General features: G+C 70.0%; 23 protein-coding genes. 19 read left to right on the top strand and 4 right to left on the bottom strand.

Going from position 1 to position 26,108, the window contains the following annotated elements; translation table 11 throughout:
* The first annotated feature begins 65 nt into the window (after positions 1-65).
* The 12 genes from WG923_RS04460 (at position 66) to WG923_RS04405 (ending at position 12,789) form a co-directional block, all read left to right on the top strand.
* The gene (locus tag WG923_RS04460; RefSeq protein ID WP_340349730.1) at positions 66-1,133 is read left to right on the top strand and encodes a TRAP transporter substrate-binding protein; all 1,068 of its coding nucleotides are present in this window, start codon (positions 66-68) and stop codon (positions 1,131-1,133) included.
* Positions 1,130-1,792, top strand: coding sequence for a TRAP transporter small permease subunit (locus WG923_RS04455; RefSeq protein WP_340349729.1), 663 nt, complete (start codon positions 1,130-1,132; stop codon positions 1,790-1,792). The genes WG923_RS04460 and WG923_RS04455 overlap by 4 nt, the downstream gene beginning before the upstream one ends.
* The gene (locus tag WG923_RS04450; protein WP_340349728.1) at positions 1,789-3,081 is read left to right on the top strand and encodes a TRAP transporter large permease; all 1,293 of its coding nucleotides are present in this window, start codon (positions 1,789-1,791) and stop codon (positions 3,079-3,081) included. Before WG923_RS04455 ends, WG923_RS04450 begins: the two co-directional genes overlap by 4 nt.
* A 1-nt stretch (position 3,082) precedes the next feature.
* The gene (locus tag WG923_RS04445) at positions 3,083-4,492 is read left to right on the top strand and encodes an amidase (RefSeq protein WP_340349727.1); all 1,410 of its coding nucleotides are present in this window, start codon (positions 3,083-3,085) and stop codon (positions 4,490-4,492) included.
* Positions 4,493-4,627: 135 nt separating this feature from the next.
* Positions 4,628-5,704, top strand: a complete 1,077-nt coding sequence (locus WG923_RS04440; RefSeq protein WP_340349726.1) for a hypothetical protein — start codon at positions 4,628-4,630, stop codon at positions 5,702-5,704.
* On the top strand, positions 5,701-6,465 hold the full coding sequence (locus WG923_RS04435) for a fumarylacetoacetate hydrolase family protein (RefSeq protein ID WP_340349725.1): 765 nt from the start codon (positions 5,701-5,703) through the stop codon (positions 6,463-6,465). Before WG923_RS04440 ends, WG923_RS04435 begins: the two co-directional genes overlap by 4 nt.
* A gap of 118 nt (positions 6,466-6,583) precedes the next feature.
* Positions 6,584-7,822: an MFS transporter gene (locus WG923_RS04430; protein ID WP_340349724.1), complete on the top strand. Its 1,239-nt coding sequence runs from the start codon at positions 6,584-6,586 to the stop codon at positions 7,820-7,822.
* Positions 7,819-8,295, top strand: coding sequence for an FKBP-type peptidyl-prolyl cis-trans isomerase (locus WG923_RS04425; RefSeq protein WP_340349723.1), 477 nt, complete (start codon positions 7,819-7,821; stop codon positions 8,293-8,295). Before WG923_RS04430 ends, WG923_RS04425 begins: the two co-directional genes overlap by 4 nt.
* 164 nt (positions 8,296-8,459) lie before the next feature.
* Complete coding sequence (locus tag WG923_RS04420; protein ID WP_340349722.1) at positions 8,460-9,494, top strand: pirin family protein; 1,035 nt, start codon at positions 8,460-8,462, stop codon at positions 9,492-9,494.
* 86 nt (positions 9,495-9,580) lie between these two features.
* The gene (locus WG923_RS04415; protein WP_340349721.1) at positions 9,581-10,615 is read left to right on the top strand and encodes a Bug family tripartite tricarboxylate transporter substrate binding protein; all 1,035 of its coding nucleotides are present in this window, start codon (positions 9,581-9,583) and stop codon (positions 10,613-10,615) included.
* A gap of 126 nt (positions 10,616-10,741) precedes the next feature.
* Positions 10,742-12,154 (top strand): multicopper oxidase family protein, encoded by a 1,413-nt coding sequence (locus WG923_RS04410; RefSeq protein WP_340349720.1) that lies wholly within the window; start codon positions 10,742-10,744, stop codon positions 12,152-12,154.
* Between the two features lie 77 nt (positions 12,155-12,231).
* Positions 12,232-12,789, top strand: a complete 558-nt coding sequence (locus WG923_RS04405) for a GAF domain-containing protein (RefSeq protein WP_340349719.1) — start codon at positions 12,232-12,234, stop codon at positions 12,787-12,789.
* 181 nt (positions 12,790-12,970) lie between these two features.
* Here the strand turns inward: WG923_RS04405 and gap are convergent, their stop codons facing one another.
* Both gap and tkt read right to left on the bottom strand, forming a co-directional pair.
* Positions 12,971-13,969 (bottom strand): type I glyceraldehyde-3-phosphate dehydrogenase, encoded by a 999-nt coding sequence (gene gap / locus WG923_RS04400; RefSeq protein WP_340349718.1) that lies wholly within the window; start codon positions 13,967-13,969, stop codon positions 12,971-12,973.
* Between the two features lie 150 nt (positions 13,970-14,119).
* Entirely contained in the window at positions 14,120-16,156 is a 2,037-nt protein-coding gene (gene tkt / locus WG923_RS04395; protein ID WP_340349717.1) for a transketolase, read from the bottom strand.
* Between the two features lie 194 nt (positions 16,157-16,350).
* Here tkt and WG923_RS04390 point away from each other — a divergent pair, with 194 nt between their 5' ends.
* The 7 genes from WG923_RS04390 to WG923_RS04360 all read left to right on the top strand — a co-directional run bounded on the left by WG923_RS04390 (position 16,351) and on the right by WG923_RS04360 (position 23,036).
* Positions 16,351-16,728, top strand: coding sequence for an S-adenosylmethionine decarboxylase family protein (locus WG923_RS04390; protein WP_340349716.1), 378 nt, complete (start codon positions 16,351-16,353; stop codon positions 16,726-16,728).
* Between the two features lie 19 nt (positions 16,729-16,747).
* Entirely contained in the window at positions 16,748-17,428 is a 681-nt protein-coding gene (gene murU, locus WG923_RS04385) for an N-acetylmuramate alpha-1-phosphate uridylyltransferase MurU (protein WP_340349783.1), read from the top strand.
* A gap of 126 nt (positions 17,429-17,554) precedes the next feature.
* Positions 17,555-18,952: an aminopeptidase P N-terminal domain-containing protein gene (locus WG923_RS04380; protein WP_340349715.1), complete on the top strand. Its 1,398-nt coding sequence runs from the start codon at positions 17,555-17,557 to the stop codon at positions 18,950-18,952.
* Positions 18,953-19,117: 165 nt separating this feature from the next.
* Positions 19,118-20,425, top strand: a complete 1,308-nt coding sequence (locus WG923_RS04375) for a hypothetical protein (RefSeq protein ID WP_340349714.1) — start codon at positions 19,118-19,120, stop codon at positions 20,423-20,425.
* 17 nt (positions 20,426-20,442) lie between these two features.
* Entirely contained in the window at positions 20,443-20,838 is a 396-nt protein-coding gene (locus tag WG923_RS04370) for a hypothetical protein (RefSeq protein WP_340349713.1), read from the top strand.
* Positions 20,839-20,885: 47 nt separating this feature from the next.
* Positions 20,886-22,457: a methyl-accepting chemotaxis protein gene (locus tag WG923_RS04365; protein ID WP_340349712.1), complete on the top strand. Its 1,572-nt coding sequence runs from the start codon at positions 20,886-20,888 to the stop codon at positions 22,455-22,457.
* A gap of 57 nt (positions 22,458-22,514) precedes the next feature.
* A complete protein-coding gene (locus WG923_RS04360) occupies positions 22,515-23,036 on the top strand; it encodes a pilin (RefSeq protein WP_340349711.1) in 522 nt (173 codons plus the stop codon).
* 13 nt (positions 23,037-23,049) lie between these two features.
* Here WG923_RS04360 and WG923_RS04355 read toward each other — a convergent pair whose 3' ends face one another.
* Positions 23,050-24,606 (bottom strand): NAD(P)-binding protein, encoded by a 1,557-nt coding sequence (locus tag WG923_RS04355; RefSeq protein WP_340349710.1) that lies wholly within the window; start codon positions 24,604-24,606, stop codon positions 23,050-23,052.
* A complete protein-coding gene (locus WG923_RS04350; protein WP_340349709.1) occupies positions 24,585-26,108 on the bottom strand; it encodes a polyamine aminopropyltransferase in 1,524 nt (507 codons plus the stop codon). Before WG923_RS04350 ends, WG923_RS04355 begins: the two co-directional genes overlap by 22 nt.

The following is a 26,108-nucleotide window of genomic DNA, read 5'->3' as shown; positions in this document are numbered from 1 at the left end:
GACCCTCGCCCGCCCCGGGACGCGCGCGAACGCCGCGTTCGACCCGACAAACCCAGGAGAAAACCATGCCTTTGCGCCTCTCGCATTTCCGCCTTCCTTTCGCCGCGCTCGCCGTGGCCGGCCTCGCCGCCGCGCTGGCGCTGCCCGCCGCCGCGCAGGACCGCATCAAGTTCAAGGCGATCGGCCAGCCGCTGGCGACCGGCCTGATCCAGAAGAACCGGGAGCAGCCCTTCTTCGAGCACTTCGCCGAGAAGACCGGCCTGCCGATCGACGTCGACTACAAGCCGATCGATACCCTGGGCGTGAAGGACACCGAGCAGTTGCGCGTGATGAAGGCAGGCCTGTTCGACATCGTGTCGCTGCGCGTGTCGCAGAACTCGCGCGACGAGCCCACCATCCTGGGGCTGGACCTGGTGGGCGCCTCGCCCGACTACGCCACCGGCCGCAAGGTGGCCAAGGCCTATTTCGACACGATCGATGCGCGCCTGCAGCAGCAGTTCAACGTCAAGCTGCTGGGCGTGTGGCCCTTCGGCCCGCAGATCCTGTTCTGCAAGAAGCCGATCGCCAAGCTGGCGGACATCAAGGGCATGAAGGTCCGCGTGTACGACCAGAACCTGGCCAAGTTCATCGAGCTGGTGGGCGGCACCCCGGTGCCCGTGTCCTTCGCCGACACGCACCAGTCGCTGTCGCTGGGCGTGGTGGACTGCGCCATCACCGGCCCCAGCTCCGCCAACTCCGCCGGCTGGCCCGAGGTGACGACGCACCAGCTGCCCCTGGGCTTCCAGATGGCCCTGAACGGCTACGCGATCTCGCTCAAGGCCTGGAACAGCCTCAAGGCGGACCAGCAGGCCAAGCTGAAGACCGCCTTCGAGACCCTGACCGACGACATCTGGAAGTACTCCGAGGAACTGTTCCAGGACGCGCTGAACTGCAACGCCGGCAAGGACCCCTGCACCACGGGCAAGAAGTTCAAGCTGGTGAACGTGCCCGTCACCGCCGCCGACGGCGACCTGATCCGCAGCGCCGTCACCAAGGTCTCGCTGCCGGCGTGGGCCGACGTGTGCGACAAGTCCAATCCCGGCTGCTCGCAGAAGTGGCGCGCCACCGTCGCACCGGTGCTGGGGATCAAGTGAACGGCGCCGCCCACACCGAGGAGATGCTGGCCCCGCCGGTGCCCGCGGCGGCGGCGCCGAAGCCCGCCGCCGTGTCACCCAAGGACCGCGTGGAGACTGCGCTCGCCACCGTCTTCGGCGTGATCTTCCTGGGGCTCGCCGTGGTGGTCACGGTCGAGACGATCAGCCGCAAGGTCTTCAACGTCTCGCTGCAGGGCGCCGACGAACTGGGCGGCTATGCACTGGCCGTCGGCTCCACGATCGCGTTCAGCCTGGCGCTGATGGGGCGGGCGCACATCCGCGTCGACGTGTTCCACGAGCTGATGCCCCGGCGCATCCAGGCGGTGATGAACTGGATCTCGATCGTGTCGCTCGCCGCCTTCGGCCTGTTCATCGCCTGGGTCGCCTTCAAGGTGATCGGCGACACCATGCAGTACCGCAGCACCGCGCAGACGCCGTGGGCCACGCCCCTGATCATCCCGCAGGGCGTCTGGTACGCCGGGCTGGCGATCTTCGCGCTGGTGGCGAGCGGCTACGCACTGCGGGCCACCGCCCTGCTGTTCGGCGGCCGCATCGACACGCTCAACGCGGACTTCCATCCCAAGAGCGCGAAGGAAGAACTGAAGGAAGAACTGGACGACCTGGCGCAGCGCCAGGGCAGCGAAGGGGACCAGCCATGAACGTCGGAGTCATCTCGCTCGCGTTCTTCGCGATGCTGGGCATGATGCTGGTCGGCATGCCGATCGCCGTGTCGATGGCCGTGGTGGGCATCGTGGGCGGCATCGCCGCCTACGGCACGCCCTTCATGGACTCGATCGCGCCGGTGATCTGGGGCGTGCAGAACGAGAACCTGCTCACCTCGATCCCGCTGTTCGTGCTGCTCGGCGAACTGCTGCTGCGCTCCGGCATCGCCGACCGCATGTACGTGGCGCTGTCGGCCTGGCTCGGGCGCATGCCCGGCGGCCTGCTGCACACCAACATCGGCAGCTGCGCGCTGTTCGCCGCCACCTCCGGATCCTCGGTCGCGACCGCGGCCACGGTGGGCACGGTGGCCCTGCCTTCGCTGATGAAGCGCGGCTACTCGATGCGCCAGTCGCTCGGCTCGCTGGCCGCCGGCGGCACGCTGGGCATCCTGATCCCGCCGTCGGTGAACATGATCGTGTACGGGTCGCTCACCAACAATTCGATCGGCAAGCTGTTCATCGCGGGCATCGTCCCCGGCCTGCTGCTGACGGGATCGTTCATGCTGTGGATCTGGATTTCCAGCGTCATGAGCGGCACCGTCAAGCGCGAGGAGCCGGTGCCCCTGGCCGAGCGCATCCGCACGCTGCAGTTCCTGATCCCGCCGATGGTGGTGTTCGGCATCGTGATGGGCAGCCTGTACTTCGGCATCGCCACCGCGGCCGAGAGCGCGGCCCTGGGCGTGATGGCGGCGCTGCTGTTCACATGGCAGTCGAGGCGGCTGTCGCTGGAGCTGCTGCGCAACTGCTTCATCTCCACCGCCCGCATCAGCGGCATGATCCTCCTGATCATCACCGCGGCCTTCATCCTCAACCTCGCGATCAGCCTCACCGGCGTGGCCGAGGCCATGACGAAGTGGGTCGCGGGACTGGGCCTGTCCGCCACCGGCCTGATCCTGGCGCTGATCGTGTTCTACCTGGTCCTCGGCATGTTCATGGACGTGCTGTCGATGCAGGTGGCGACCATCCCGATCACCTACCCGATCGCCATCGCGCTGGGCGTCGACCCGATCTGGTTCGGCATCTTCATCGTGCTGATGTGCGAGCTGGGGCTGATCACGCCGCCGGTGGGCATGAACCTGTTCGTGGTGCACGGCATCCGCCCCGACAAGGGCGGCATCGAGGATGCCATCTGGGGCGCGCTGCCGTACGCGGTGATCATGATCCTGTTCACGCTGCTGCTGATGGCCGTGCCGCAGCTCGTGACCTGGCTGCCGGCGCACATGTGAGATGGCAGGCGAAGCACAACCCTGGCGGCTGCCCGCCACCGAACTGCAGCGCCGCTACCGCGACGGCAGCCTGACGCCGCTGGAAGCGGCGCAGGCCTGCCTGGCGCGGCTGGAGGCGGTCAACCCGAAGATCAACGCCGTGATCGCGCGCCGCGACGGCGCCTTCATGGACGAAGCCGAGGCGGCCACCGAACGCTTCGCCCGCGGCGCGCCGCTGTCGCCCCTGGACGGCATCCCGCTGTCGGTGAAGGACAGCCTCTACACGCGCGATGCGCCGACCACCTGGGGCTGCCCGGCCCTGCGTTCGCACGCAACGGGGCAGGACGAGTTCGCCGTCGCGCGGGCCCGGGCCGCCGGCGCGCTGGTGATCGGCAAGACCAACGTGCCGGAGTTCGCGCTGGAGGGCTACACCGCCAACCCGGTCTTCGGCGTGACACGCAATCCGTGGAACCTGGCGCTCACGCCCGGCGGCTCCAGCGGCGGCGCGGTCGCCTCGGTGGCCGCCGGCATCACGCCGCTGGCGATCGGGCAGGACGGCGGCGGCTCGATCCGCCGGCCGGCCTCGCACACCGGGCTGGTGGGCCTCAAGCCCACGCTGTCGGCGGTGCCGCGCGAGCACGTGCTGCCCAGCCTGCTGCTGGACTTCGAGGTGATCGGGCCGCTGGCGCGCACCGTGGGCGATGCGCGAGCGCTGTTCGACGTCATGCGTGGGCCGGCCGCCGTCGACCGCTCCTCGCTCGCCGCGGCGCAGGCGGCGGCGAGTCCGCGCCCTGCGCGCGCGCTGCGCATCCTGTACGTCGAACGCTTCGGTTCCGCCCCGCTCGATCCGCAGATCGCCGCCAGCGTGCGGCAGGCGGTGGCGCGGCTCGCGCAACTCGGACACGAAGTGCGCGAGGGCCCGCTGCCGCTCGACCTGGACTTCTATGCGCAGGCCTGGCCGCAGATCGGCCAGGCGGGCCTCGCCCACCTGTTCGAGCAGCATCCGGACTGGGCGCGGCAGGCCTCGCCCAAGTACCTGGACATGGCGGAGAAGGGCCGCGCGATTCCCGCCGCGCGCCTGTGGCAGATCCTGGAGGAAACCAGGCGCCTGCGCCGCGACAGCGTGAACCTGTTCGCGTCCGTCGACGCGATCGTGCTGCCCTCGGCGGCGGCGCTGCCGTGGAAGGCGGAAGACGCGTACCCGACGCACATCGCCGGCCAGGAGGTCGGCCCGCGCGGCCACGCCGTCTACACCGGGTGGGTGAACGCCGCCGGCCTGCCGGCGCTGGCGCTGCCCTGCGAACCCGCGCGCGAGGGCCTGCCGATCGGGATGCAGATCGTGGGCCCCTACGGCGCCGACGACGCACTGCTGGACCTGGGCGAGGCGTACGAAGCCGCGTACCCCTGGGCGAGCCGGTGGCCGGAGCTGTGAAGGATTGCTGCATCGCAGCGAGTCCATCTCTTTCGGGCAAAGGATTTTCAACTTGGCGTCTGTCAGTCGCAGGCGTACGCTTCCATATCTCGGGCTTGATCCCCACATCGTGAAATCCACAAGAGGAGACATACCATGTCGACCCAACGCAAGATCCTGATCCTCGGCGCCTCCTACGGCTCCCTGCTCGCCTCCAAGCTCCTGTTCGCCGGCCACGAGGTGAAGCTCGTCTGCCTGCCGGCCGAAGCCGACCTGATCAACACCGAGGGCTTCCGCGTGCGCATGCCGGTCAAGGGCCGCAGCGAGCCGGTCGTGATCGATTCGCGCCAGCTGCCGGGCAAGGTCTCCGCCGCCGGCACCTCCGAAGTGAACCCGGCCGACTACGACCTGATCGGCCTGGCCATGCAGGAGCCGCAATACCGCTCGCCCGGCGTGCGCGAACTGCTGTCCGCCGTTGCGAAGTCGCGCGTGCCGTGCATGTCGATCATGAACATGCCGCCGTTGCCGTACCTCAAGCGCATCCCCGGCCTCGACGCCAATGCGCTCAAGCCCGCCTACACCGACGCGAGCGTCTGGGACGACTTCGATCCGCGCACGCTCACGCTGTGCAGCCCCGACCCGCAGGCCGTCCGCCCGCCGGACGAAAAGGTGAACGTGCTGCAGGTCACGCTGCCCACCAACTTCAAGGCGGCGCGTTTCGACAACGCGGCGCACACGCAGATCCTGCGCCAGCTGGAAGCCGACATCGACGCGGTGCGCTTCCCGGCGCCGGAAGGCCCGATCGAACTGCCGGTGAAGCTGCGCGTGTCCGAATCGATCTTCGTGCCGCTGGCCAAGTGGTCCATGCTGCTGGCCGGCAACTACCGCTGCATCACGCCCGACGGCATGCGCACGGCGCAGGAAGCGGTGCACACCAACATCGAGGAATCGCGCTCGGTCTACAACTTCGTGTACGACCTGTGCGTGCGCCTGGGCGCCCGCGACGAGGACCTGGTGCCGTTCGAGAAGTACGCGGCCGCCGCGCAGAGCCTCACGCGTCCGGCTTCCGCTGCCCGGGCGCTGCAGAACGGCGCGCCCTACATCGAGCGCGCCGACAAGCTGGTGCAACTGGTGGCGCGCCAGCTGGGCCTGCGCCACCCGGTGATCGACCGCATCGTCGACCTGGTCGACACCCGCCTGCACATCAACCGCGAGGCGGCGGCGAAGAAGTGAGCGACCAGGACACGCTGACCCGCGCGCTGCTGGGCGCGTGGCGCGACCACGCGCCCGTCGAGGCGGGCCCGCTCGCCGGCCTGCTGCCCGACGCCGAAGCGGCCTATGCGGTGCAGGACCGCGTGGCCGCCGAAAGCGGCTGGTTCGACCGCGCCGTGCCGCAGCACTGGAAGTCGGGCGGGCCCACGCGCGAGTCCGTGCTGACGCATGCACCGCTGCCGCCGCGGCGGGTGTGGCCCAGCCCGGCGGACGCGAGCCGCGAGCACTTCAACCTGCGCCTGATCGAGGCCGAGGTCGCATTGCGCCTGGCGCGCGACGTGACGCCGGCGCAGGCCGCGGCGCTGTCGCATGAAGACGCTGCGTCGCTGGTCAACGCGATGTGCGTCTCCATCGAGATCGTCGACTCGCGCTGGCGCGAGGCGCGCACCGCCCCCGCGCTGCTGAAGCTGGCCGACCTGCAGTCGCATGGCGCGCTGGTGCTGGGCGCGTTCCGGCCCTTCGAGCCGCGGGACTGGAGCCGGCAGCAGTGCGTGGTGCGCATCGGCAATGCCGAGCCGAAGAGCTTCCAGGGCACGCAGTCGCTGGGCGATCCGGCGTGGCTGCTGCCGGTGTGGCTGCGGCACGTGACGCGCAAGGGTGCGACGGTTCCGAAGGGAACGGTCGTGACGACGGGGACGTGGTGCGGGTTGCTGGAGGCCAGAAAGGGCGACCTGGTGCGGGTGGAATTCGAGGGGATCGGCGCCGCCGAGGTGCAGCTGTAGGCTGGCGGTGAGCCGCGCCAGCGCGCGAACCCCAGCGCTGGCGCGCACCGCTGGGGTTGCGCTTCGCTCCACCACCAGCCTACCGGGTCCCGCGCGAGCGACCCGCTAAAGTCCCCGGGTGTCTTCGTCCTCCCGCTCCCCCTGGTTGATGCTCCTGGTGCTGCTCTCCGGCTTCACCATGAGCCAGGCCTTCCGCACCGCCGCCGGCATCATGGCGCCGCCGCTGCAGCACGACTTCGGCCTCACGCCGCAGCAGCTGGGGCTGTTCGCCGCCGCCTTCCATTTCTCCTTCGCCTCGCTGCAGCTGTTCATGGGCATGGGCATCGACGTCTACGGGCCCAAGCGCACCGTGGCCACCGTGCTGCCACTGACCGTCGCGGGCTCGCTGGTGACCGCCTCCGCCCACAGCTACCCGATGCTGATCCTCGGCCAGGTGCTCACCGGCATCGGCTGCGCGCCCGCCTTCCTGGTGTGCACGGTGTTCATCGCGCGCAACTTCCCGGGCGAGCGCTTCGCCGCCGTCAACGGCGCGGCGCTGGGCATCGGCTCGATCGGCCTGCTGATGACCGGCACGCCGCTCGCCTGGCTGATCGAGAACGTGTCCTGGCGTGCCGGCTTCGTCGCCATGTCGGTGTGCTCCGCGCTGGCCTGGCTGGCGATCCTGCTGCTGGTGAAGGAAGACCGGCCGCAGCATCACCAGCCGCTGCAGGTGCTGGCCGCGCTGCGCGGCTACGGCGAGCTGTTCCGGCTGCCGCACACGCTGGGCATCATCGGGCTGGCCCTCTTCAGCTATGCGGCCTTCATGGCGCTGCGCGGCCTGTGGCTCACGCCGTTGCTGATCGAGCGCTACGGCTTCACGCTGGTGCAGACGGGCAACGTGGCGATCGGCATCTCGGTGCTGGGCATGATCGGCGCGCCGCTGTTCGGCCGGCTCGACCCCGGCGAGCGGCGCCGCCGCGCGTGGATCCTCGGCTGCGCGCTGCTGACGGCGCTGCTGTTCTTCGGCATCGCCGCCCGGCCCGGGGCCGGCATCGAGGTCGCGCTGGCGCTGGCGATCAGCCTGCTGTCCGGCTTCGGCACCCTGCAGTACGCCGACGTGCGCTCGTCCTATCCGGCCCGCATGACCGGCCGCGCGATGGCGATCTTCACCATGGCGATGTTCCTCGGCGTGGCGATCATGCAGTGGCTCACCGGCGGCATCGCCTCCGCCGCCGGCGAGCTGCAGGTGGAGCGCTACACCGCCGTCATGGCCGCGATTGGCGCCTTCCTGGTCGGGGGCGCACTGCTGTTCCGCTGGCTGCCGGCCCCCGGGCACGCCAGCGCGACGCGGGGCGAGCCGTCACAATCGGCGCCATGAAAATCGCCAAAGACACCGTCGTCACGCTCAAGTACAGGGTCGCCGAAAGCAACGGCAAGCTGATCGAGGAAAGCAGGGAGCCCATGGTCTACCTGCACGGCGGCTACGACAACACGCTGCCGAAGATCGAGCAGGCGCTCGAGGGCAAGGAAGCCGGCTTCGAATGCACGCTGGACCTGCAGGCCGAGGACGCCTTCGGCGTGCGCGACGAAGCGCTGGTGCGGGTGATCCCCAAGAGCGAATTCCCGCCCGGCGTGAAGGTCGGCGGCCAGCTCGAAGGCCGCACCGACGACGGCCAGCCGCACGTCTTCCACGTCATGAAGATCAAGGGCCCCGAGGTGCACCTGGACGGCAACCATCCGCTGGCGGGCAAGGCCCTGCGCTTCACGCTCAAGGTCACCGGCGTGCGCGCCGCCAGCGCCGAAGAGATCGCGCACGGCCATGTGCATGGCGAGCACGGGCACCATCACTGAAAACCGGACTGCCGGACGCAGAGGACGCGAAGGGTACGCAGAGGACGCGAAAGAACATCCATCAAAAGGATTCCTGAATTCCTTTTGCGCCCTCTGCGTACCCTTTGCGTCCTCTGCGTCCGGCTGTTGCATTGATGTTCGCTCAGGAAACCCTACCTGACACCATGACCACCCCCACGTCCCCCATCCTCGCGGTGCGGCCGCTCGGCTTTCCGTGGGAAACCGTCGACCCGTTCCTGTTCTGCGCGTACCACGACGATGCCTATCCGCGCGGCAACGGCAGGATGGGCCCCGCGGTTTCGCTGGCCGGCCGCGACATCGGCCAGGACTTCAGCCGCCGGGACGGCTGGAGCATGTACCACGGCGAAACCGTGCCCGGCTTCCCGGCGCACCCGCACCGCGGCTTCGAGACCGTGACGATCGTGCGCCGGGGCCTGATCGACCACAGCGATTCGCTCGGCGCCACCGCCCGCTTCGGCGGCGGCGACGTGCAGTGGGTGACGGCGGGCCGCGGCATCGTGCACTCCGAGATGTTCCCGCTGCTGCACACCGGCGAGGACAACCCGCTGGAGCTGTTCCAGGTCTGGCTGAACCTGCCGAAGCGCAGCAGGATGGCCGAGCCGCACTTCACGATGCTGTGGAACGAGCAGGTCCCCAGGCGCGTGCTGCGCGACGGCGAGGGCCGGCGCACCGAGGTGGCGGTGATCGCAGGCCGCTTCGGCGAGGTCGCGCCGCTGGCGCCGCCGCCCGATTCGTGGGCGGCCGATCCCGCCGCCGACGTGGCGATCTGGACCCTCCGCATGGAGCCCGGCGCGGCCTGGACGCTACCCCCGGCGCAGGGCAAGGGCACGCGCCGGACGCTCTACTTCTTCAAGGGAGCGGACGCAACCGTCGACGGGGAATGGGTGGAATCCCCCGTGGCGATCTCGCTACAGGCCGACGCCGAAGTTCCCCTGACGACGGGGGATGCCACGGGCGAGTTCCTGCTGCTCCAGGGCGCTCCCATCGGCGAGCCGGTGGCGCAGTACGGGCCCTTCGTGATGAACACGCAGCAGGAGATCCAGCAGGCGATGCAGGACTATCGCCGCACCCGGTTCGGCGGCTGGAAGTTCGGCGACGCCGCGCCCGTGCACGGGACGCAGCCGGCGCGCTTCGCGCGTTATCCGGACGGCCGCGAGGAGCGCCCGGGGGGCGGTTAGCAGCTTTCCTAGGAAATCGACTTATTGGGTCGCCGCGCTTGCGACTGTTAGCTTTCTTCTGCTCGACATGAAAGGGAGAGTAGAAGATGAAAGCTGTGTTCGCGCCCGCGCGCGTCCTGCGCGCGCTTCTGCTGGTTGCCATGTGCACCAGCGCTTATTCCCAGGGCACGACCCCCGCGCCCACACGCAAGTCCAACCCCGGCGCGGCACCCGCCGTCGCCGCGTGGCCCACCAAGCCGGTGAAGCTGGTGATCGGGTTCCCGCCCGGGTCGGTGCAGGATCTGTCGGCCCGGGCGATCGCCGAGCCCCTGGGCAAGGCGCTCGGGCAGCCGGTGATCGTCGAGAACAAGGCCGGCGCCTCCGGCACCATCGCCGGCGCCCAGGTGGCGGGCGCCAACGACCTGCACACCTTCGGCGTGATGAACAACAGCCAGCTGACGATCGCCAAGATGCTCAATCCGGCGATCCAGTACGACCCCGCGCGCGACCTGGCGCCCGTGGCCCTGATCGGCACCACGCCGATGGTGCTGGTGGTCGGCGGCAGCGCGGTCGGCAAGACGCCGCAGGACTGGCTGCACTGGCTGCGCAACCAGGGCAACAAGGCCAGCTACGGGTCGCCGGGCACCGGCACGCCGGGCCACCTGGGCATGGAGCTGATCAAGAGCCGCAGCGGGCTCGACACGGTGCACGTGCCCTTCCAGGGCAACCCGCAGATCATCACCGCCATGCTGGGCGGGCACCTGCAGGCCGCCCTGCTGCCCCCGGGCCTCGCGATGCAGCAGGTCGCCGCCGGCAAGCTCAAGGCGATCGCCGTCACGTCCGAGCGCCGCAGCGTGCTGGCGCCGGACCTGCCGACCATGCGCGAGATCGGCGTGATGGGCGCGGACGTGGAACTCTGGACGGCGATGGCCGGGCCGGCGACGCTGCCGGCAGCCATCCGCGAGAAGATGGCCAGCACCGTCATCGACGTGGTCAAGGCGGACGAGACGCGCCAGCGCCTGCTGGCGGCCGGCTGGCAGGCCGCGCCCTCCAACGCGGAGGGCCTGCGCAACCGCATGAAGAGCGACACCAAGGTGTTCGGCGGCATCATCATGATGCGCAACATCCGGGCCGAGCTCTGACGGTGGCCGCGCGCCGGCCGGCGGAGCCGCCGCTGGTCGGCGCCACTTGAGCTGGCGCAATCGAAACGGGATTCGGGCCTTTAGACTGCCCTGCACGATGGGGTGCGTGCCCCCGGGAGAAGTCCAGTGAGCCTGAGCCGTCGCCAGTTCCTCCAGTCCGCCGCCGCGGCCGCCGCCATTCCCGGCCTGCGCCCGCTGGACGCCTGGTCCGCCACCGCGCCCTACGAGCTGATCGCCGGGGTCTTCAAGCAGAAGGTGCGCGAGAGCGGCCCCGACACCGCCGTCTGGGGCTTCAACCTGCAGGTGCCCGGCCCGGTGCTGCGCTTCCAGCAGGGCGAGGACGCGACCCTGCTGGTGCGCAACCGGCTGCCGCAGGCGACCACCGTGCACTGGCATGGCGTGCGCGTGCCCAACGAGATGGACGGCGTGCCGAACGTGACGCAGGTCGCCATCCCGCCCGACACCGACTTCACCTACAAGTACCGGCTGCCTGACACCGGCACCTACTGGTACCACCCGCACCAGTCCAGTTTCGAGCAGGTGCCGCGCGGCCTCTACGGCGCGCTGATCGTCGAGGAAGCCAGGCCGATCCCGGTCGACCGTGAAGTGATCTGGGTGCTCAGCGACTTCAAGCTGGGCCCGGACAACCAGCCGGTGGAGGACTTCGGCAAGGTCACGGACTTCGGCAGCGGCGGCCGCCTGGGCAACACGATCGCCATCAACGGCAAGGCCGCCGGCGCGCAGCAGCGGCTGGAGCTGCGGCCGAACGAGCGGGTGCGGCTGCGCCTGATCAACGCCTCGTCGGCGCGCCTGCTGCTGCTGGATTTCGCCGGCCACCAGCCCTGGGTGATGTCGTACGACGGCCAGGGCGTGCCGCCACGGCTGCTCAAGGCGCCGCTGCTGATGGGCGGCGGACAGCGCACGGACCTGGTCCTGGATGGCAGCGCCGGCCGCGGCGAGTTCGCCGTGATGGACCTGCGGGACAAGGGCACGCGGCTGGCGACCATCGCCTATGCCGGCAGCCCGGTGCGCGCCAGGGTGCTGGGCGCCCCGCCCGCCATCGCGCCCAACCGCCACCCGGCGGTGAACCTGGGCAAGGCCACGCGCCACTATCTCGCCTTCGAAGGCGGGGTGCTGGGCATGCCCGCGATCGGCAAGGTGGACGGCAAACCGCAGGACGTGAAAAGCATCATGGAGCAGCACGGCCTGTCGTGGACCATGAACTACACCGCGCAGCACGAACACGCGCTGATGCACGAGCCGCTGTTCCACTTCAAGAAGGGCGAGCACGTCGTCATCAAGATGGTCAACCGCACGGAGTTCGAGCACCCCATGCACCTGCACGGGCACTTCTTCCAGGTGGTGGCGATCAACAACCGCGCCGTGAAGGAGCGTGTGTGGCGCGACACCGTCGTGATGGCCCCGCAGCAGGACATGGACATCGCCCTGGTGGCCGACAACGTGGGCGAGTGGATGTTCCACTGCCACATCCTCGACCATGCCGCCGGCGGGATGATGGGGACGGTGCTGGTCGAGTAGGCGGGGGGGGCAAGCGCCGGAGGCGCGAACCCAGCGCTTCGCCGGCCGTTCCCCCGAAGGGGATTAGACTGCCGGGAATGGAGTTGCAGGACGCCGCCGCCACCCTCACGCACCTCGGCGCCGACGAGCGCGCCCTGGTGCTGGCCGCGCATGGGCGCGCGCGCGAGTTGCTGGAAAGCGGCGCTCCGCTGCGGGAAGTGCTCTCGCAGCTGACCAGCGCGGTGGAGGCCCTGGGCGGGGGCCGCACGGTGTCGTCCATCCTCGTCCTGGACCGCGAAGGCCTGCTGCGCAACGGCGCCTCGCCCAACCTGCCGGCGGACTACCTCGACGCGATCGACCGGCTCAAGCCCGACGCGGGCGTGGGCACCTGCGCGGCCGCCGCCGCCACCGGCGAGATCGTCGACACGCCCAGCTTCTTCGACGACCTGCGCTGGGCGGAGCTGCGCCACCTGCCGCTGGCGCTGGGTTTCCTGGGAGCGTGGAGCATGCCGATCAAGAGCACCGGCGGGCGCGTGCTGGGCACCTTCGGCACCTACTTCCGCGAGCACCGCCTGGCGACGCCGGGCGAGCGCGAGACGGTGGCGATGCTGGCCGGGCTGGCGGCGCGCGCGATCGAGACGCACGCGTTTGCGTGAAGGCCGAACAGCCGAACTTCCGGACGCAGAGGACGCCAAAGGGCGAAAGAACGCGAAAAAGTCAGAGTCCTTCAAGGATTCTTTTTTGCGTCCTCTGCGTACCCTTTGCGTCCTCTGCGTTCGGAAGTTCAGGAAGACAAAACGCGCCCGAAGGCGCGTTTTTCGCAACAGCCGAAGCCGATCACTTCGCCACGACGCGAACCATCTCCAGGCACTTGTTCGAGTAGCCCCACTCGTTGTCGTACCAGGCCACGATCTTCACGAAGGTGGAGTCCAGCGCGATGCCGGCGTCGGCGTCGAAGATCGAGGTGCGCGGGTCGGTGCGGAAGTCGGTCGCCACGACCTTGTCTTCCGTGTAGCCCAGGATGCCCTTGAGCGCGCCTTCGCTCTGCGCCTTCATCTCCGCGCAGATCTCCTCGTAGGTGGCCGGCTTGTCCAGTTCCACCGTCAGGTCCACCACCGAGACGTCGGAGGTCGGCACGCGGAACGACATGCCCGTGAGCTTCTTGTTCAACTCGGGGATCACCTTGCCCACGGCCTTCGCGGCGCCGGTGGAGGAGGGGATGATGTTCTCCAGGATGCCGCGGCCGCCGCGCCAGTCCTTGTTGGACGGGCCGTCGACGGTCTTCTGCGTCGCCGTGGCGGCGTGCACGGTGGTCATCAGGCCGCGCTTGATGCCCCACTTGTCGTTCAGCACCTTGGCCACGGGCGCCAGGCAGTTGGTGGTGCAGGAGGCGTTGGAGATGATCGCCTCGCCCTTGTACTTCTGGTGGTTCACGCCGAAGACGAACATCGGCGTGTCGTCCTTCGAGGGCGCGGACATGATCACCTTCTTCGCGCCGGCCTGGATGTGCTTCTGCGCGCCATCCGCCGTGAGGAAGATGCCGGTGGACTCGATCACGACGTCGGCGCCGACTTCGCCCCACTTCAGGTTGGCGGGGTCCTTCTCCGCGGTCAGGCGGATCTTCTTGCCGTTGACGATCAGCGTGTGGCCGTCGACGGCCACGGTGCCCTTGAAGCGGCCGTGCACCGAGTCGTACTGCAGCATGTAGGCCAGGTAGTCCGGCTCCAGCAGGTCGTTGATGCCGACGATCTCGATGTCGGAGAAGTTCTGCACGGCCGAGCGCAGCACGTTGCGGCCGATGCGGCCGAAGCCGTTGATGCCAACCTTGATAGCCATTCCATTCACTCCTGATGAATCAAACCCGCTGGCCGGCCGGGGCCGGGCCGTGATGTAACTATGCCCCCGCCTGCGCCCGCTGGAGCGCCGCTCGAACGGTGTCCGCGACGTTGTGGCTCCGGCTCACAAGCACTTCGTGCAATTGTGACCCTACGCCGAAACTCGGCGCTGCAGCGCCGCGCGGACAGTGTCCGCTACGTTTTCCGGGGTAAAGCCGAAATGTTTGAACAGCGCCGGCGCCGGCGCCGACTCGCCGAAGGTGTCGATGCCGACCACGGCAGCGCAGCCGTACTTCCACCAGAAGTCGGTCACGCCCGCCTCGACGGCGATGCGCGGGATGCCATCGGGCAGCACGCTGCGCTTGTAGTCGGCGTCCTGCCGGTCGAAGGTGGTCGTGCTGGGCATGGAGACCACGCGCACGGCGATGCCGCCGGCCTGCAGCAGTTCCTGCGCCTTCAGCGCCAGTTGCACCTCGGAGCCGGTGGCGATGATCACCGCCTGCGCCTCGTCGCCGCCGACCTCGCTCGGCTCGGCCAGCACGTAGGCGCCGCGGCTGATCTCGTCGAGGCCGGCCTTCGGGGCGTAGGGCAGGTTCTGGCGCGACAGCAGCAACGCCGTCGGCCGGTTGGCGTTCTGCAGCGCCACGGCCCAGGCCACGGTGGTTTCCGCCGTGTCGCCGGGACGCCAGACATCCAGTTGCGGGATCAGGCGCAGGCTGGCCGCATGTTCGATCGACTGGTGGGTCGGCCCGTCCTCGCCGAGTCCGATGGAGTCGTGCGTGAAGACGTGGATCACGCGCCGCTTCATCAGCGCCGCCATGCGGATCGCGTTGCGGCTGTAGTCGCTGAAGGTGAGGAAGGTGCCGCCGTAGGGGATGTAGCCGCCGTGCAGCGCGATGCCGTTCATCACCGCGGCCATGCCGAACTCGCGCACGCCGTAGTTGATGTGGCGGCCGATCCGGCCGTCGGACTGCACCACCTCGCCGGAAGCGTCGAAGCGCAGCGGCGCGGTGCTCTTGGTGTTCGTGAGGTTGGAGCCGGTCAGGTCGGCCGAGCCGCCCAGCATCTCCGGCAGCGCGGCGGTGAAGGCCTCCAGCGCGATCTGCGAGGCCTTGCGCGAAGCGACCGTCTCCGCCTTGGTGTGTGCCGCGATGGCGGCATCGACCGCGACCTGCGCGAAGTTCTTCGGCAGCTGGCCGGTCATGCGGCGCGCGAATTCGGCCGCCAGTTCGGGATGCGCCGCGGCATAGGCATCGAAGCGTTGCTGCCACTCGCCCTCGACCTCGGCGCCCCTGGGGCGTGCGTCCCACTCCTCGTACACCGCCGGGGGCAGTTCGAACGGGGTGTGGTCCCAGCCCAGCGCCGTGCGCGTGAGCGCGATCTCCTCGGCGCCCAGCGGCTCCCCGTGCGCCTTCGCCGTGTTGGCGCGATTGGGCGAGCCCTTGCCGATGTGCGTCTTGCACACGATGACCGTCGGCTTCTCGGCGCTGTGCCTGGCGTCGGCGATGGCGCGGTCCACGGCTTCCACGTCATGGCCGTCGATCGGTCCGATCACGTTCCAGCCGTAGGCCTTGAAGCGGCCCGGCACATCGTCGATGTACCAGGGCGTGACCTGGCCGTCGATGGAGATGCCGTTGTCGTCATAGAGCGCGACCAGCTTGTTCAGCTTCCACGCGCCGGCGAGCGCGCAGGCCTCGTGGCTGATGCCTTCCATCAGGCAGCCGTCGCCCATGAACACGTAGGTGTGGTGGTCGACGATCGCGTGGCCTTCGCGGTTGAATTCGGCAGCCAGCAGCTTCTCCGCCAGCGCCATGCCCACGGCATTGGTGAGGCCCTGTCCCAGCGGGCCGGTGGTGGTCTCGACGCCGGGTGTCACGTCCACTTCCGGGTGGCCCGGGGTCTTGCTGTGCAACTGGCGGAAGCCCTTCAGCTCGCCGATCGGCAGGTCGTAGCCGGTCAGGTGCAGCAGCGCGTAGATCAGCATCGACGCGTGGCCGTTGGAGAGCACGAAGCGGTCGCGGTCGGCCCAGTGCGGGTTCTTCGGGTTGTGCCGCAGGTGGCGGTGCCAGAGGGCGACGGCGATGTCCGCCATGCCCATGGGCGCGCCCGGGTGCCCGGAGTTCGCTTGTTGCACGGCGTCCATGGCCAACGCGCGGATCGCGTTCGCCATCAGGGAATCGTTGGCCATTCGGGGGCAGCTCCGGGAGGGAGAGGTAGGGGGAAACCCGGCATTTTAGATGACTGGGCCCGCGGTCCCCTGACCGCTGCGCCGGCGCGCCTCGATGCGACGCCTCGCGGATGACGAATGGGCCACTGCGTCATCGCTGGTGCGCAGCACCGCGATCCTGCCGGCGCAGCGGCGTCATTTGTCATACTGGGGCCATGAACGGCCTGCACCTCACCGCCGACCTCTATCGCTGCCGCTGCGACCCCGCGTGGCTGACGGATGCCGCGCGGCTGGGGGCCTGGTGCCTGGCCGCCGTCGAATCCGTGGGGCTCGAGGCCGTGGAGCACCTGTTCCACACCTTCCCCGGCACGCCGCAGGGCGCGGGCGGCGTCACGGCCACCGTGCTGCTGGCGGAATCGCACGTGTGCCTGCACACCTGGCCGGAGAAGAAGGCGGTGACCTGCGACGTCTACGTGTGCAATTTCAGCGGCGACCACTCGGCCAAGGCGCGCGACCTGATGACGGCGCTGGTGCAGCGCTTCCAGCCCGAATGGACCGAGCAGCGTTCGCTCGATCGCGGCGAGGAGGGCTGAGGTGAGCATCGCCCAGGCCATGATCCTGGCGGCGGGCCGCGGCGAGCGCATGCGGCCGCTGACCGACAGCTGCCCCAAGCCCCTGCTGCGCGTGCGCGACAAGCCGCTGCTGCAGTACCACCTGGAAGCGTTCGGCCGCGGGGGCTTTCGCGACGTGGTGATCAACACCGCGTGGCTCGGCGAGCAGATCGAGGACCACTTCGGGCACGAGACCGCCGACGGCGTGCGCATCAGGTACTCGCACGAGGGCAAGGACTTCGGCGGCGCGCTCGAGACGGCGGGCGGCATCGTGCGGGCGCTGCCCCTGCTGGACGACGTGTTCTGGATCGTGGCCGGCGATGTGTACATGCCCGAGTTCCTGTTCACGCGTGCGGCCTGCGACCGGTTCGCGGCCAGCGGCAAGCTCGCGCACCTGTTCCTGGTGCCGAATCCGGAGCACAACGCCAAGGGCGACTTCGGGCTGTCGCCGGACGGCCTCGCGCTGAATGGGCCAGACGGGCGCCATACGTACTCCACCACCGCGCTGTTCCGCCGCGCGTTCTTCGATGCGCTCCCCGCCGGCAACCCGCAGGGCGAGAAGCTGAAGCTGGCGCCCTTGCTGCGCGCGGCGATCGACCACGGGCAAGTCAGCGCGGAGCTGTACCACGGCCCGTGGACCGACGTCGGCACGCCCACGCGCCTCGCCGCCCTGAACACCTGAACGCCTGAACGCCTGCACGCCTGCACGCCTCCCCCTCCCCCTCCGGGGGAGGTTTGGGTTGGGGGCTCGCGGCGGCGCCGAAACCCTGCATTCCCGCCCGCGCGCGAATGACGACAGAATCCCCCCATGAACACCAGCGTCCCCTCCTCGGTCTACGCCCAGCGCCGCGCCCGCATGGCCCAGCAGCTGGGGAGCAACGGCATCGCGATCATTCCCACCGCGCCCGAGCGCCAGCGCAACCGGGATTCGGATTTCCTGTTCCGGCACGACAGCTATTTCCATTACCTCACCGGCTTCACCGAACCCCATGCCTGGCTGGTCGTGACGGGCGACGGGCAATGCACCCTGTTCTGCCAGCCCAAGGACCTGGAGCGCGAGATCTGGGACGGCTACCGCCTCGGCCCCGAGGCCGCGGTCGGCGCGCTGGGCGTGAACGCCGCCTTCCCCATCGGCGAGCTGGACAAGCAATTGCCCAGGCTGCTGGAAAACCGCGAGGTGGTGTGGTACCCCTTCGCGATCCACGAGGGCCTCGAGCAGCGCGTGGCCGGCTGGCTGAACCAGGTGCGCGCGCGCGTGCGCTTCGGGGCGCTGTGCCCCGAGCAGCAGCGCGACCTGTGCGCCGTCCTCGACGAGATGCGGCTGGTGAAGGACGCGCACGAACAGGACATCATGCGGCGCGCCGCCGCCATCAGCGCCCGCGGCCACGTGCGCGCCATGAAGACCTGCGCGCGCATGCTGCGCGAAGGCCGGGACGTGCGCGAGTACCACCTCGACGCCGAGCTGATGCACGAATTCCGCATGGGCGGCTCGCAGTACCCCGCCTACAGCTCCATCGTCGCCGCGGGCGCCAATGCCTGCGTGCTGCACTACCGCGCCGACGTCGCGCCGGTGCGCGCGGGCGAGCTGGTGCTGATCGACGCCGGCTGCGAGCTCGATGGCTATGCCAGCGACATCACGCGCACCTTCCCCGCCGATGGCCGGTTCAGCGGGCCGCAGCGCGCGCTGTACGACCTGGTGCTGGCCTCGCAGGAAGCGGCCGCGGCGGCGACGAAGCCCGGCGCGCGCTTCACCGATCCGCACGAGGCGGCGGTGAAGGTGCTGGCGCAGGGCATGCTGGACGTCGGCCTCCTGGACAAGGACAAGGCCGGCACCCTCGACGACGTCATCGAGAAGCGCGCGTATTTCCCCTTCTACATGCACCGCACCGGCCACTGGCTGGGCATGGACGTGCACGATGCGGGCAGCTACGTCGAACCCGGCGAAGTGGGCCAGGTCAGCGAGCGCAAGGACCCGCTGTCCGGCGAGATCATCAAGAACCGCCCCAGCCGCATCCTGCAGCCCGGAATGGTGCTGACCATCGAGCCGGGCATCTACGTGCGCCCGGGCGAGGGCGTGCCGGAGCACTTCCACAACATCGGCATCCGCATCGAGGACGACGCCATCGTCACCGCGCAGGGCTGCGAGCTGATCACGCGCGGGGTGCCGGTGAAGGCCGACGAGATCGAGTCCTTGATGCGCGACTGAGCGCCCCCCGGTCGCTGGTAGTACGAGCGATTCTTACTCTGCACTGCGACAAACCCCCGGTGCGGTGCCGCCGGGCTGGGCGTTCCACACGCCTGTCGTCCTTGCCGCACCGCTCACCCCGATTGGCTGCAAAGATTTGTTGCAAACCAAAGCATCAGGAAGCCAATGGGACTATGGACCGCCAAGGGGATGGGGGCGGCGACGCTGGCGGGCACGCTGCTCGCTGCGGCGCAACCCGCCTTCGCCGACACCACCACCGATCGCATCTCCGACCTCGAGCGCAAACTCGAACGCAGCCTGCAGGTCATCGAACAGCTCACGCGCAAGGTGGAGCAGCTCGAAACGGCCCGCACGCCGGTCGCCCCACCGCCGGATGCGCCGCCGCCCGCGGGCATCGAAGCCCGCGTGAGCGGCCTGGAGCAGCAGGTCTCCGCCATCGGCAGCCGCGCCACCACGGATGACGGCCTGGCGCTGCACGGCTTCGCCGACGTGGGCCTGCGCGCCAGCCGCCCCGGCAACCGGCGCGGGGCGGCGCTCGGCAGCGTGGACCTCTACCTCGCGCCGCAGTTCGGCAGCAACGTCAGGAGCCTGATCGAGCTGGTGTTCGAGACCGGCGAGGACGGCAAGATCGCCACCGACCTCGAGCGCCTGCAACTGGGCTACACCTTCAGCGACGCGCTCACGACCTGGCTGGGGCGCTTCCACGTGCCCTACGGCTACTGGAACACCGCGTTCCACCACGGCGCGCAGATCCAGACCTCGATCCTGCGGCCGCGCTTCCTCGACTTCGAGGACCGCGGCGGCATCCTGCCCGCCCACGGGGTGGGCCTGTGGGCGACCGGCAAGGTCGGCGCCGGCACCGGCAAGCTGAATTACGACGCTTATGTGGTGAACAGCCCGCGCATCTCGCTGGAGGACCCCGCCACGCCGGGCACCGGCGTGCTCGACCCCAACCTGGCGGGTGCCACCAACCACAACGCGCTGGTGGGCGGCAAGGTGGGCTACGACTTCGGCGGCCGCCTGCAGGGCCTGACGCTGGGCGTGCACGGCTTCGCGATGAAGGTGGAGGACGACGCGACGCCCGTGCTGCGTTCGCGCGTGCGCATGCTGGGGGGCTACGGCACCTGGCTGGAGGACAACTGGGAGGTGCTCGGCGAGTACTACCGCTTCTCCGACCGCAACCTGGATGGCGCGGGCAGCTCGCACGGCAGCTGGGCCGGCTACCTGCAGGCCGGCTACCTCTTCGGCCGCTGGACGCCGTATGCGCGCGTCGAACGCGCCGCGCTGGACCAGGGCGACAACTATTTCGCGCAGCAGGCCAGCGGCCAGTCGTACGACCGCGGCGTGATCGGGCTGCGCTTCGACATCGACGCGCGTTCGGCGGTCAAGGTGGAACTGAACCGCACCCATTTCACGGACCGCGCCACGGCGCATGTCAACGAGGCGCGGTTCCAGTACGCGATCCGCTTCTGAAGCCGGGGAAGATGCGAATGAGCCATCGTTTCGCGCGCTGCCTGGCTGCCGCGGTCCTGTTCGCCGCCGGGCCCGCGCTGGCGCAGCACTACGTGATCACCAACGCGGCCACCACGCTGTCGCCCGCGGAAGTGCGGGAAGCCTTCCTCGGCGAAAAGCAGTTCGCCGGCGGCACCAAGCTCGTCCCGGTGGACAGCCTCACCGGCCAGGAGGAGTTCCTGGCCAAGGTGCTGGCCATGGACCGGACGAAGTACACCGCGGTCTGGACGAAGAAGGCGTTCCGCGAGGGGCTGGTGCAGCCGCCGCAGAAGTCCGGCGACATCGAGGTGCTCGAATTCGTGCGCCGCACGCCGGGGGCCGTCGGTTATGTCGGCACCGCGCCGTCCGGCGTCAACGTGGTCCAGAAGTACTGACAACGAAGAAGCCGGGGCGCACGGCGGCCCCGGGGAGGAGACCCACCATGCGGGCGAAGTTCACGCTCAAGGCCAAGATCATCCTGCAGTTCGCCGTGATCATGCTGCCCACCCTGGCGCTGCTGGCCTGGCAGACGGCGGCCGACCACTGGCGGGCGCAGGCGCTCGACCGCGCCTTCCTGCAGTACCAGCTCGCGGCCGATGCACGCAGCCAGTACAAGACCTTCGTCAACGGCGTCGTCGATGGCGTCGACACCGGCAAGGTCGCGAGCCCCGCCGTGGCGGCACTCAAGGAATCGGGCGCGAAGCTGCAGGCGCTGCACCGGCTGGCGCCGCAGGCGGGGCTCGAGCCGGCCGTCGCCGGCGTCGCGCGGCTCGCCTCGGCGCTGGAGAAGGACACGGCCATCGCCGCGATCCTGCCGCTGCGCGCGCAGGTCAGCGCCCTGGACAACGAGCTGGCCGGGCATGGCGCCCACTTCGAGCAGCTCACCCGCGTGACCATCGAGGAGGCCTCGCAGGCCAGCGCGCGGCAGCTGGTCGCCGTGATCATCGCCGCCATCCTGACCATCCTGGTGGCCGCCTTCTTCGTGCGCAACCTGATCCTGCGCCTGACGCAGCCGCTGCAGCGCGCGATCGACGTGGCCAACGCCATCGCCCGCGGCGACCTCACCTCGGAGATCGGCGCGCGCGGCAGCGACGAGACGGCGCAGCTGCTGCAGGCGCTGGGCGCCATGAACGCGAGCCTGATGCGCATCGTGCGTGACGTGCGCGCCGGCACGGAGAACATCGCCAGCGCCTCGAGCCACATTGCCGCGGGCAACGCCGACCTGTCGCGGCGCACCGAGCGGCAGGCCTCTTCGCTGGAGGTCACCGCCTCCTCGATGCGCGAGCTCACCGGCACCGTGCGGCAGAACGCGGGGGACGCGGAGCAGGCCAACCGGCTCGCCGCCGGGGCCAGCGAAGTGGCGCTGCGCGGCGGCCAGGTGGTGGGCGAGGTCGTCGAGACGATGGCGTCCATCCAGGCCTCCTCGCGCCGCATCGTGGACATCATCGGCGTGATCGACGCGATCGCCTTCCAGACCAACATCCTGGCGCTCAACGCCGCGGTGGAGGCGGCCCGCGCGGGCACGCAGGGCCGCGGCTTCGCCGTGGTGGCGGCGGAAGTGCGCAGCCTGGCACAGCGCAGCGCCGAGGCGGCGCGCGAGATCAAGGCCCTGATCGCCGACTCGGTGGACAAGGTCGGCGTGGGCACCCAGCGGGTCGACGAGGCCGGCCGGACGATGCAGGACATCGTCGGCGCCGTGCAGAGGGTGAGCGACATCATGGGCCGGATCACGGCCGCCTCGCAGGAGCAGAGCTCCGGCATCGCCCAGGTGAACCAGGCCGTGACGCAGATGGACGAGTCGACGGCGCAGAACGCGGCCCTCGTCGAGGAAGCCGCGGCGGCGGCCGACAGCCTGCAGGCGCAGGCGCAACAGCTCGCCGGGGCCGTGAGCGTGTTCAAGCTGGCGCAGGAGCCCGCGGACCGGCACGAGCCGGCCGCCGGCGCCGTTCTTCGTCAGCCCTGGCGGGCCGGACTGCCAAAAGATGTCACTTCGCGCGCGGTGACCGTGAACTAGTGCGCGAAACCTTCGGTGCACGGAAGTTGCTTGGCGTTACCGGCTAGGGAGAAGTCGATGAAACGCATGGGACGCATGGGAAGGCAACGGCAACGGCAAAGGGGCTTCACGCTGATCGAGCTGATCATCAGCGTGTGCATCACCGCCATCCTTGGCTCCATCGCCATTGCGCAGATGCGCGACTACACGCGGCGCGCCAAGGTCTCCGAGGTGATGATGGCCTTGGGCACGTGCAAGAACCGGGTGATGGAAAACTACCTGATGCTGGACACGGCTCCGGAGCCGGGACGCTGGGGCTGCGAAGGTAACGGCGCAAGCTACTACGCCGGCGCCATCGAAACCTCGTCCGACGGGGTGATCCGGGTGCCGATCAACAACCTGGACGGGCTCATGAACGGCCGCTACATCCACCTGGTGCCGGCAAAGTCCGACGGCGTCACCGGCATGAACACGACGACCGACCTGGGCAAGGGGATCCGGAACTGGATCTGCGGCTCCGACTGGCAGCCGGTGCGCAACGCCTTGCCGGCGAATTGCCGCAGCGATACCAGTTCGTTCGCGTACCAGGAATTCCATTGAGGTACTGCGACGCCTAAGCACCGCCTCCGGCCCGGTGCCCCAGCGTGAACGCCTCCTCGAAGATCGAATAGCCGGCCCAGTCGCTGTGCGCGAACCGCAGCCGCGCGGTGGCGGGCGGACCCGGCAGGCGCGAGAGCACGCCCGGCGCCGGAATCGGCATGCCATGACCGTAGCGCGTCACCTCGATGCGCGTGAGATGCCGCGCGAGGTCGCGATGCGGCACCGAGAGCTCCTGCACGACGCGGTCACGCCAGTGCGTCCACGGCTGCTGCAGGACCTGCGCGCGCGCCGCCTCGCCGGGCGCGCAGTACCAGGTCAGCACCGTCGGCCCGGGCGCCGGATTCAGGTCCTGGTGGGTAGCCACCACGTAGCCCAGGCTGTCGGAGCCGTAGACCACGTTGTCCCATGACAGCGGTGCGCCTTCGGTGGCCGCGGGCGGCAGGTCCAGGTGCAGGTTGGCGACCACCCAGGGCGCCTGCCGCAGCGCCCGCGCGCGTTCCACCACCGGCTGCGGCGCGTTCTCGATCACGCGCGCGGCCACGAAGACCGGCAGGGCGACGATGCAGCGGGCCGCCTGCCAGCGCTCGACCCGCTCGTTGTGCACGTCCCATGCATCGACGTCGACACCATGGGCGTGCTCCGCGATGCGCAGCACCACCCGGCCACCGCGCAGGCGCTCCTGCAGCGGCGCGGCGAGCGCGCGCGCCAGGAAGGCATTGCCCTCAGGCCACGTCAGCACGCCCTCGGCCTCCGCCGGCTCGCCCGCGTCCGGCGCGCGAAAGCCGTGGCGCGCGGCGAAGTAGTGCAGGCCTGCCGCGGCCGACACCGTGGCCAGGCCCGCGCCGTAGTCGTCGCGGCAGCAGTAATCGAGGTACCAGCGCAGCCGCGCGTCGCGCAGGCCCCGCGCGTCCAGCCAGGCGGCGAAGGTCTCGCCGTCCCAGGGCGCGAGCTGCCGCGGCGCGCGCAGGGGAATGCGGAACACGCCGCTGCGCCGCAGGGCCTCGACCTCCTCGCCGAAGCGCAGGTACTGCGCGCGCGTGGTCGCGCCGATGCCCGCCACCGGCAGCAGGCCTTCCTGCCAGCCGCCTTCCACGTACAGCCGCTCCTGCGGCGCGTGGCACAGCATGCGCTCGTCGTACTGCCAGCGGCCGTGGATGCGCCGGCGCAGGCCCATCTCCTCCAGCAGCTCCTGCACTTCGCGGGCGGCGTCCGAGGGCACGGGCAGGTAGTGCGCGCCCAGCGGGCACGCGATGCCGGCCAGCGCCCCTCCGCGGCTGTTGCCGCCCGCCGTGTCTTCCAGCTCCAGCACCGCGAAGTCCTCGATGCGGCGCTCGCGCAGGGCCCGCGCGGCGGCCAGGCCCGCGATGCCGGCGCCCGCGATCACGACCTCCGTGCGGCGCGACACGGCCGGTGCGGGCCACTCGCGCGCATCCCGCAGCAGGTGACCGCGCGCGGGTCCGCCGGCCGCGAAGCCGCCCGCGACCTCGCGCGGCCGCTCGCAGCCGGCCAGCGTGGCCGCACCGGCGAGCAGCGCCGCCCGGCGCGTGATCAGGGATGGACCTTGCCCCATTCGCGCTCGTAGGTGGTCACCAGCACCTGGTTGGACAGCCGGTTCACTTCGCCCGGCACCCGCGCCATGTCGGCGGGGAAATCGAACAGGGCCGGCACGCCCTGGACGGTGAGGAAGCGCAGGCCGGGCGGCAGCGCCTCGGGCGCGCGCCAGGGGCGGCGGCTGGCCAGGATGTAGCCCCACTCGCCGAAGCTGGGCACGTTCGCGTGGTAGGGGAAGGCCTGCAGGCCCACCGACTCGATGGTGGCCACCACCGTCCAGAAGCTCTGGCGCGCCACCAGCGGCGAGGTGGTCTGCACCACCGCGTAGCCGCTGGCCGCCAGGCGCTGTTCCAGCAGGGCATAGAAGGCGTTGGTGTACAGCTTGCCGATCGAGAAGTTCGTCGGGTCGGGGAAGTCCACCACGATCACGTCGAACACGTCGTCGACCTGCTGCAGCCACTGGAAGGCATCGGTGTTCACCACCCGCACCTTGGGCGAGCGCAGCGAGCCGCCATTGAGCTGCACCAGCGCGGGATCCTGCGCGAACAGGCGGGTGATGTTCGGGTCCAGGTCGACCAGCGTGATGCTTTCCACCGCGGGGTAGCGCAGCAGCTCGCGCACCGCGAGCCCGTCGCCGCCGCCCAGCACCGCCACCTTGCGCGGCGCACCGTGCGCGGCCATCGCGGGATGCACCAGCGCCTCGTGGTAGCGGTACTCGTCGGATTGCGCGAACTGCAGGTTGCCGTTGAGGAACAGGCGCACGCCGGCACGCCCCTGCGTGACCACGATGCGCTGCCACGGCGAACTCTCGGCCAGGATGATCTTGTCCTGGTAGAAGCGGTCCTCCGCCAGCGAGGTGATCTGCTGCGAGCCCGCGAAGGCCGCACCGAGCGCGCCCACGGTGAGCACGCAGGCCAGCGCATGCGCGGCCCGCCGCCGCAGTTCGTGCCGGAACAGCCACAGCGCCCAGAACGCCACGCCGGCGTTCATCAGGCCGAACAGCAGGCCGGTGCGGATCAGCCCCAGCTGCGGCACCAGCACCAGCGGGAACGCGATCGACACCGCCAGCGCGCCCAGGTAGTCGAAGGTCAGGACCTGCGAGACCAGTTCGCGCAGCGCCACGTTGCGCTTGAGGATGCGCATCACCAGCGGGATCTCCAGCCCCACCAGCATGCCCACCAGCAGCACCAGTCCGTACAGCAGGCCGCGGAAGGCGTCCGGCTGCCAGGCATGGGCGAGGAACAGCAGCGCGGGCAGGCCGCCGCCCACCAGCGCCACCAGCAGCTCGATGCGCAGGAAGTGCGCCGGCAGCTGGCGCTCGAAGAAGCGCGAGAGCCAGGAGCCGAGCCCCATCGCGAACAGATAGGTGCCGATCACGGTGGAGAACTGCAGCACCGAGTCGCCCAGCACGTAGGAGGCGAGCGCGCCGGCGGCGAGCTCGTACACGAGCCCGCAGGCCGCCACCACGAACACCGAGGCGAGCAGCGCGACCTCCAGCGGCCGCGGCCCTTGCTGTTTCAT

It is taken from the genome of Ramlibacter sp. AN1133 (assembly GCF_037890035.1).
Lineage (GTDB): Bacteria > Pseudomonadota > Gammaproteobacteria > Burkholderiales > Burkholderiaceae_C > Ramlibacter.
This window is presented reverse-complemented; position numbering and strand designations above follow the sequence as displayed.

Coding starts and splice junctions, on each gene's coding strand:
- WG923_RS04405 (WP_340349719.1), top strand. CDS start 12,232: ATGGAGTTGCAGGACGCCGCCGCCACCCTCACGCACCTCGGCGCCGAC.
- WG923_RS04375 (WP_340349714.1), top strand. CDS start 19,118: ATGGGACTATGGACCGCCAAGGGGATGGGGGCGGCGACGCTGGCGGGC.
- WG923_RS04420 (WP_340349722.1), top strand. CDS start 8,460: ATGACCACCCCCACGTCCCCCATCCTCGCGGTGCGGCCGCTCGGCTTT.
- WG923_RS04390 (WP_340349716.1), top strand. CDS start 16,351: ATGAACGGCCTGCACCTCACCGCCGACCTCTATCGCTGCCGCTGCGAC.
- WG923_RS04445 (WP_340349727.1), top strand. CDS start 3,083: ATGGCAGGCGAAGCACAACCCTGGCGGCTGCCCGCCACCGAACTGCAG.
- murU (WP_340349783.1), top strand. CDS start 16,748: ATGATCCTGGCGGCGGGCCGCGGCGAGCGCATGCGGCCGCTGACCGAC.
- WG923_RS04440 (WP_340349726.1), top strand. CDS start 4,628: ATGTCGACCCAACGCAAGATCCTGATCCTCGGCGCCTCCTACGGCTCC.
- WG923_RS04460 (WP_340349730.1), top strand. CDS start 66: ATGCCTTTGCGCCTCTCGCATTTCCGCCTTCCTTTCGCCGCGCTCGCC.
- tkt (WP_340349717.1), bottom strand. CDS start 16,156: ATGGCCAACGATTCCCTGATGGCGAACGCGATCCGCGCGTTGGCCATG.
- gap (WP_340349718.1), bottom strand. CDS start 13,969: ATGGCTATCAAGGTTGGCATCAACGGCTTCGGCCGCATCGGCCGCAAC.
- WG923_RS04450 (WP_340349728.1), top strand. CDS start 1,789: ATGAACGTCGGAGTCATCTCGCTCGCGTTCTTCGCGATGCTGGGCATG.
- WG923_RS04415 (WP_340349721.1), top strand. CDS start 9,581: ATGAAAGCTGTGTTCGCGCCCGCGCGCGTCCTGCGCGCGCTTCTGCTG.
- WG923_RS04425 (WP_340349723.1), top strand. CDS start 7,819: ATGAAAATCGCCAAAGACACCGTCGTCACGCTCAAGTACAGGGTCGCC.
- WG923_RS04355 (WP_340349710.1), bottom strand. CDS start 24,606: ATGGGGCAAGGTCCATCCCTGATCACGCGCCGGGCGGCGCTGCTCGCC.
- WG923_RS04380 (WP_340349715.1), top strand. CDS start 17,555: ATGAACACCAGCGTCCCCTCCTCGGTCTACGCCCAGCGCCGCGCCCGC.
- WG923_RS04350 (WP_340349709.1), bottom strand. CDS start 26,108: ATGAAACAGCAAGGGCCGCGGCCGCTGGAGGTCGCGCTGCTCGCCTCG.
- WG923_RS04370 (WP_340349713.1), top strand. CDS start 20,443: ATGAGCCATCGTTTCGCGCGCTGCCTGGCTGCCGCGGTCCTGTTCGCC.
- WG923_RS04360 (WP_340349711.1), top strand. CDS start 22,515: ATGAAACGCATGGGACGCATGGGAAGGCAACGGCAACGGCAAAGGGGC.
- WG923_RS04365 (WP_340349712.1), top strand. CDS start 20,886: ATGCGGGCGAAGTTCACGCTCAAGGCCAAGATCATCCTGCAGTTCGCC.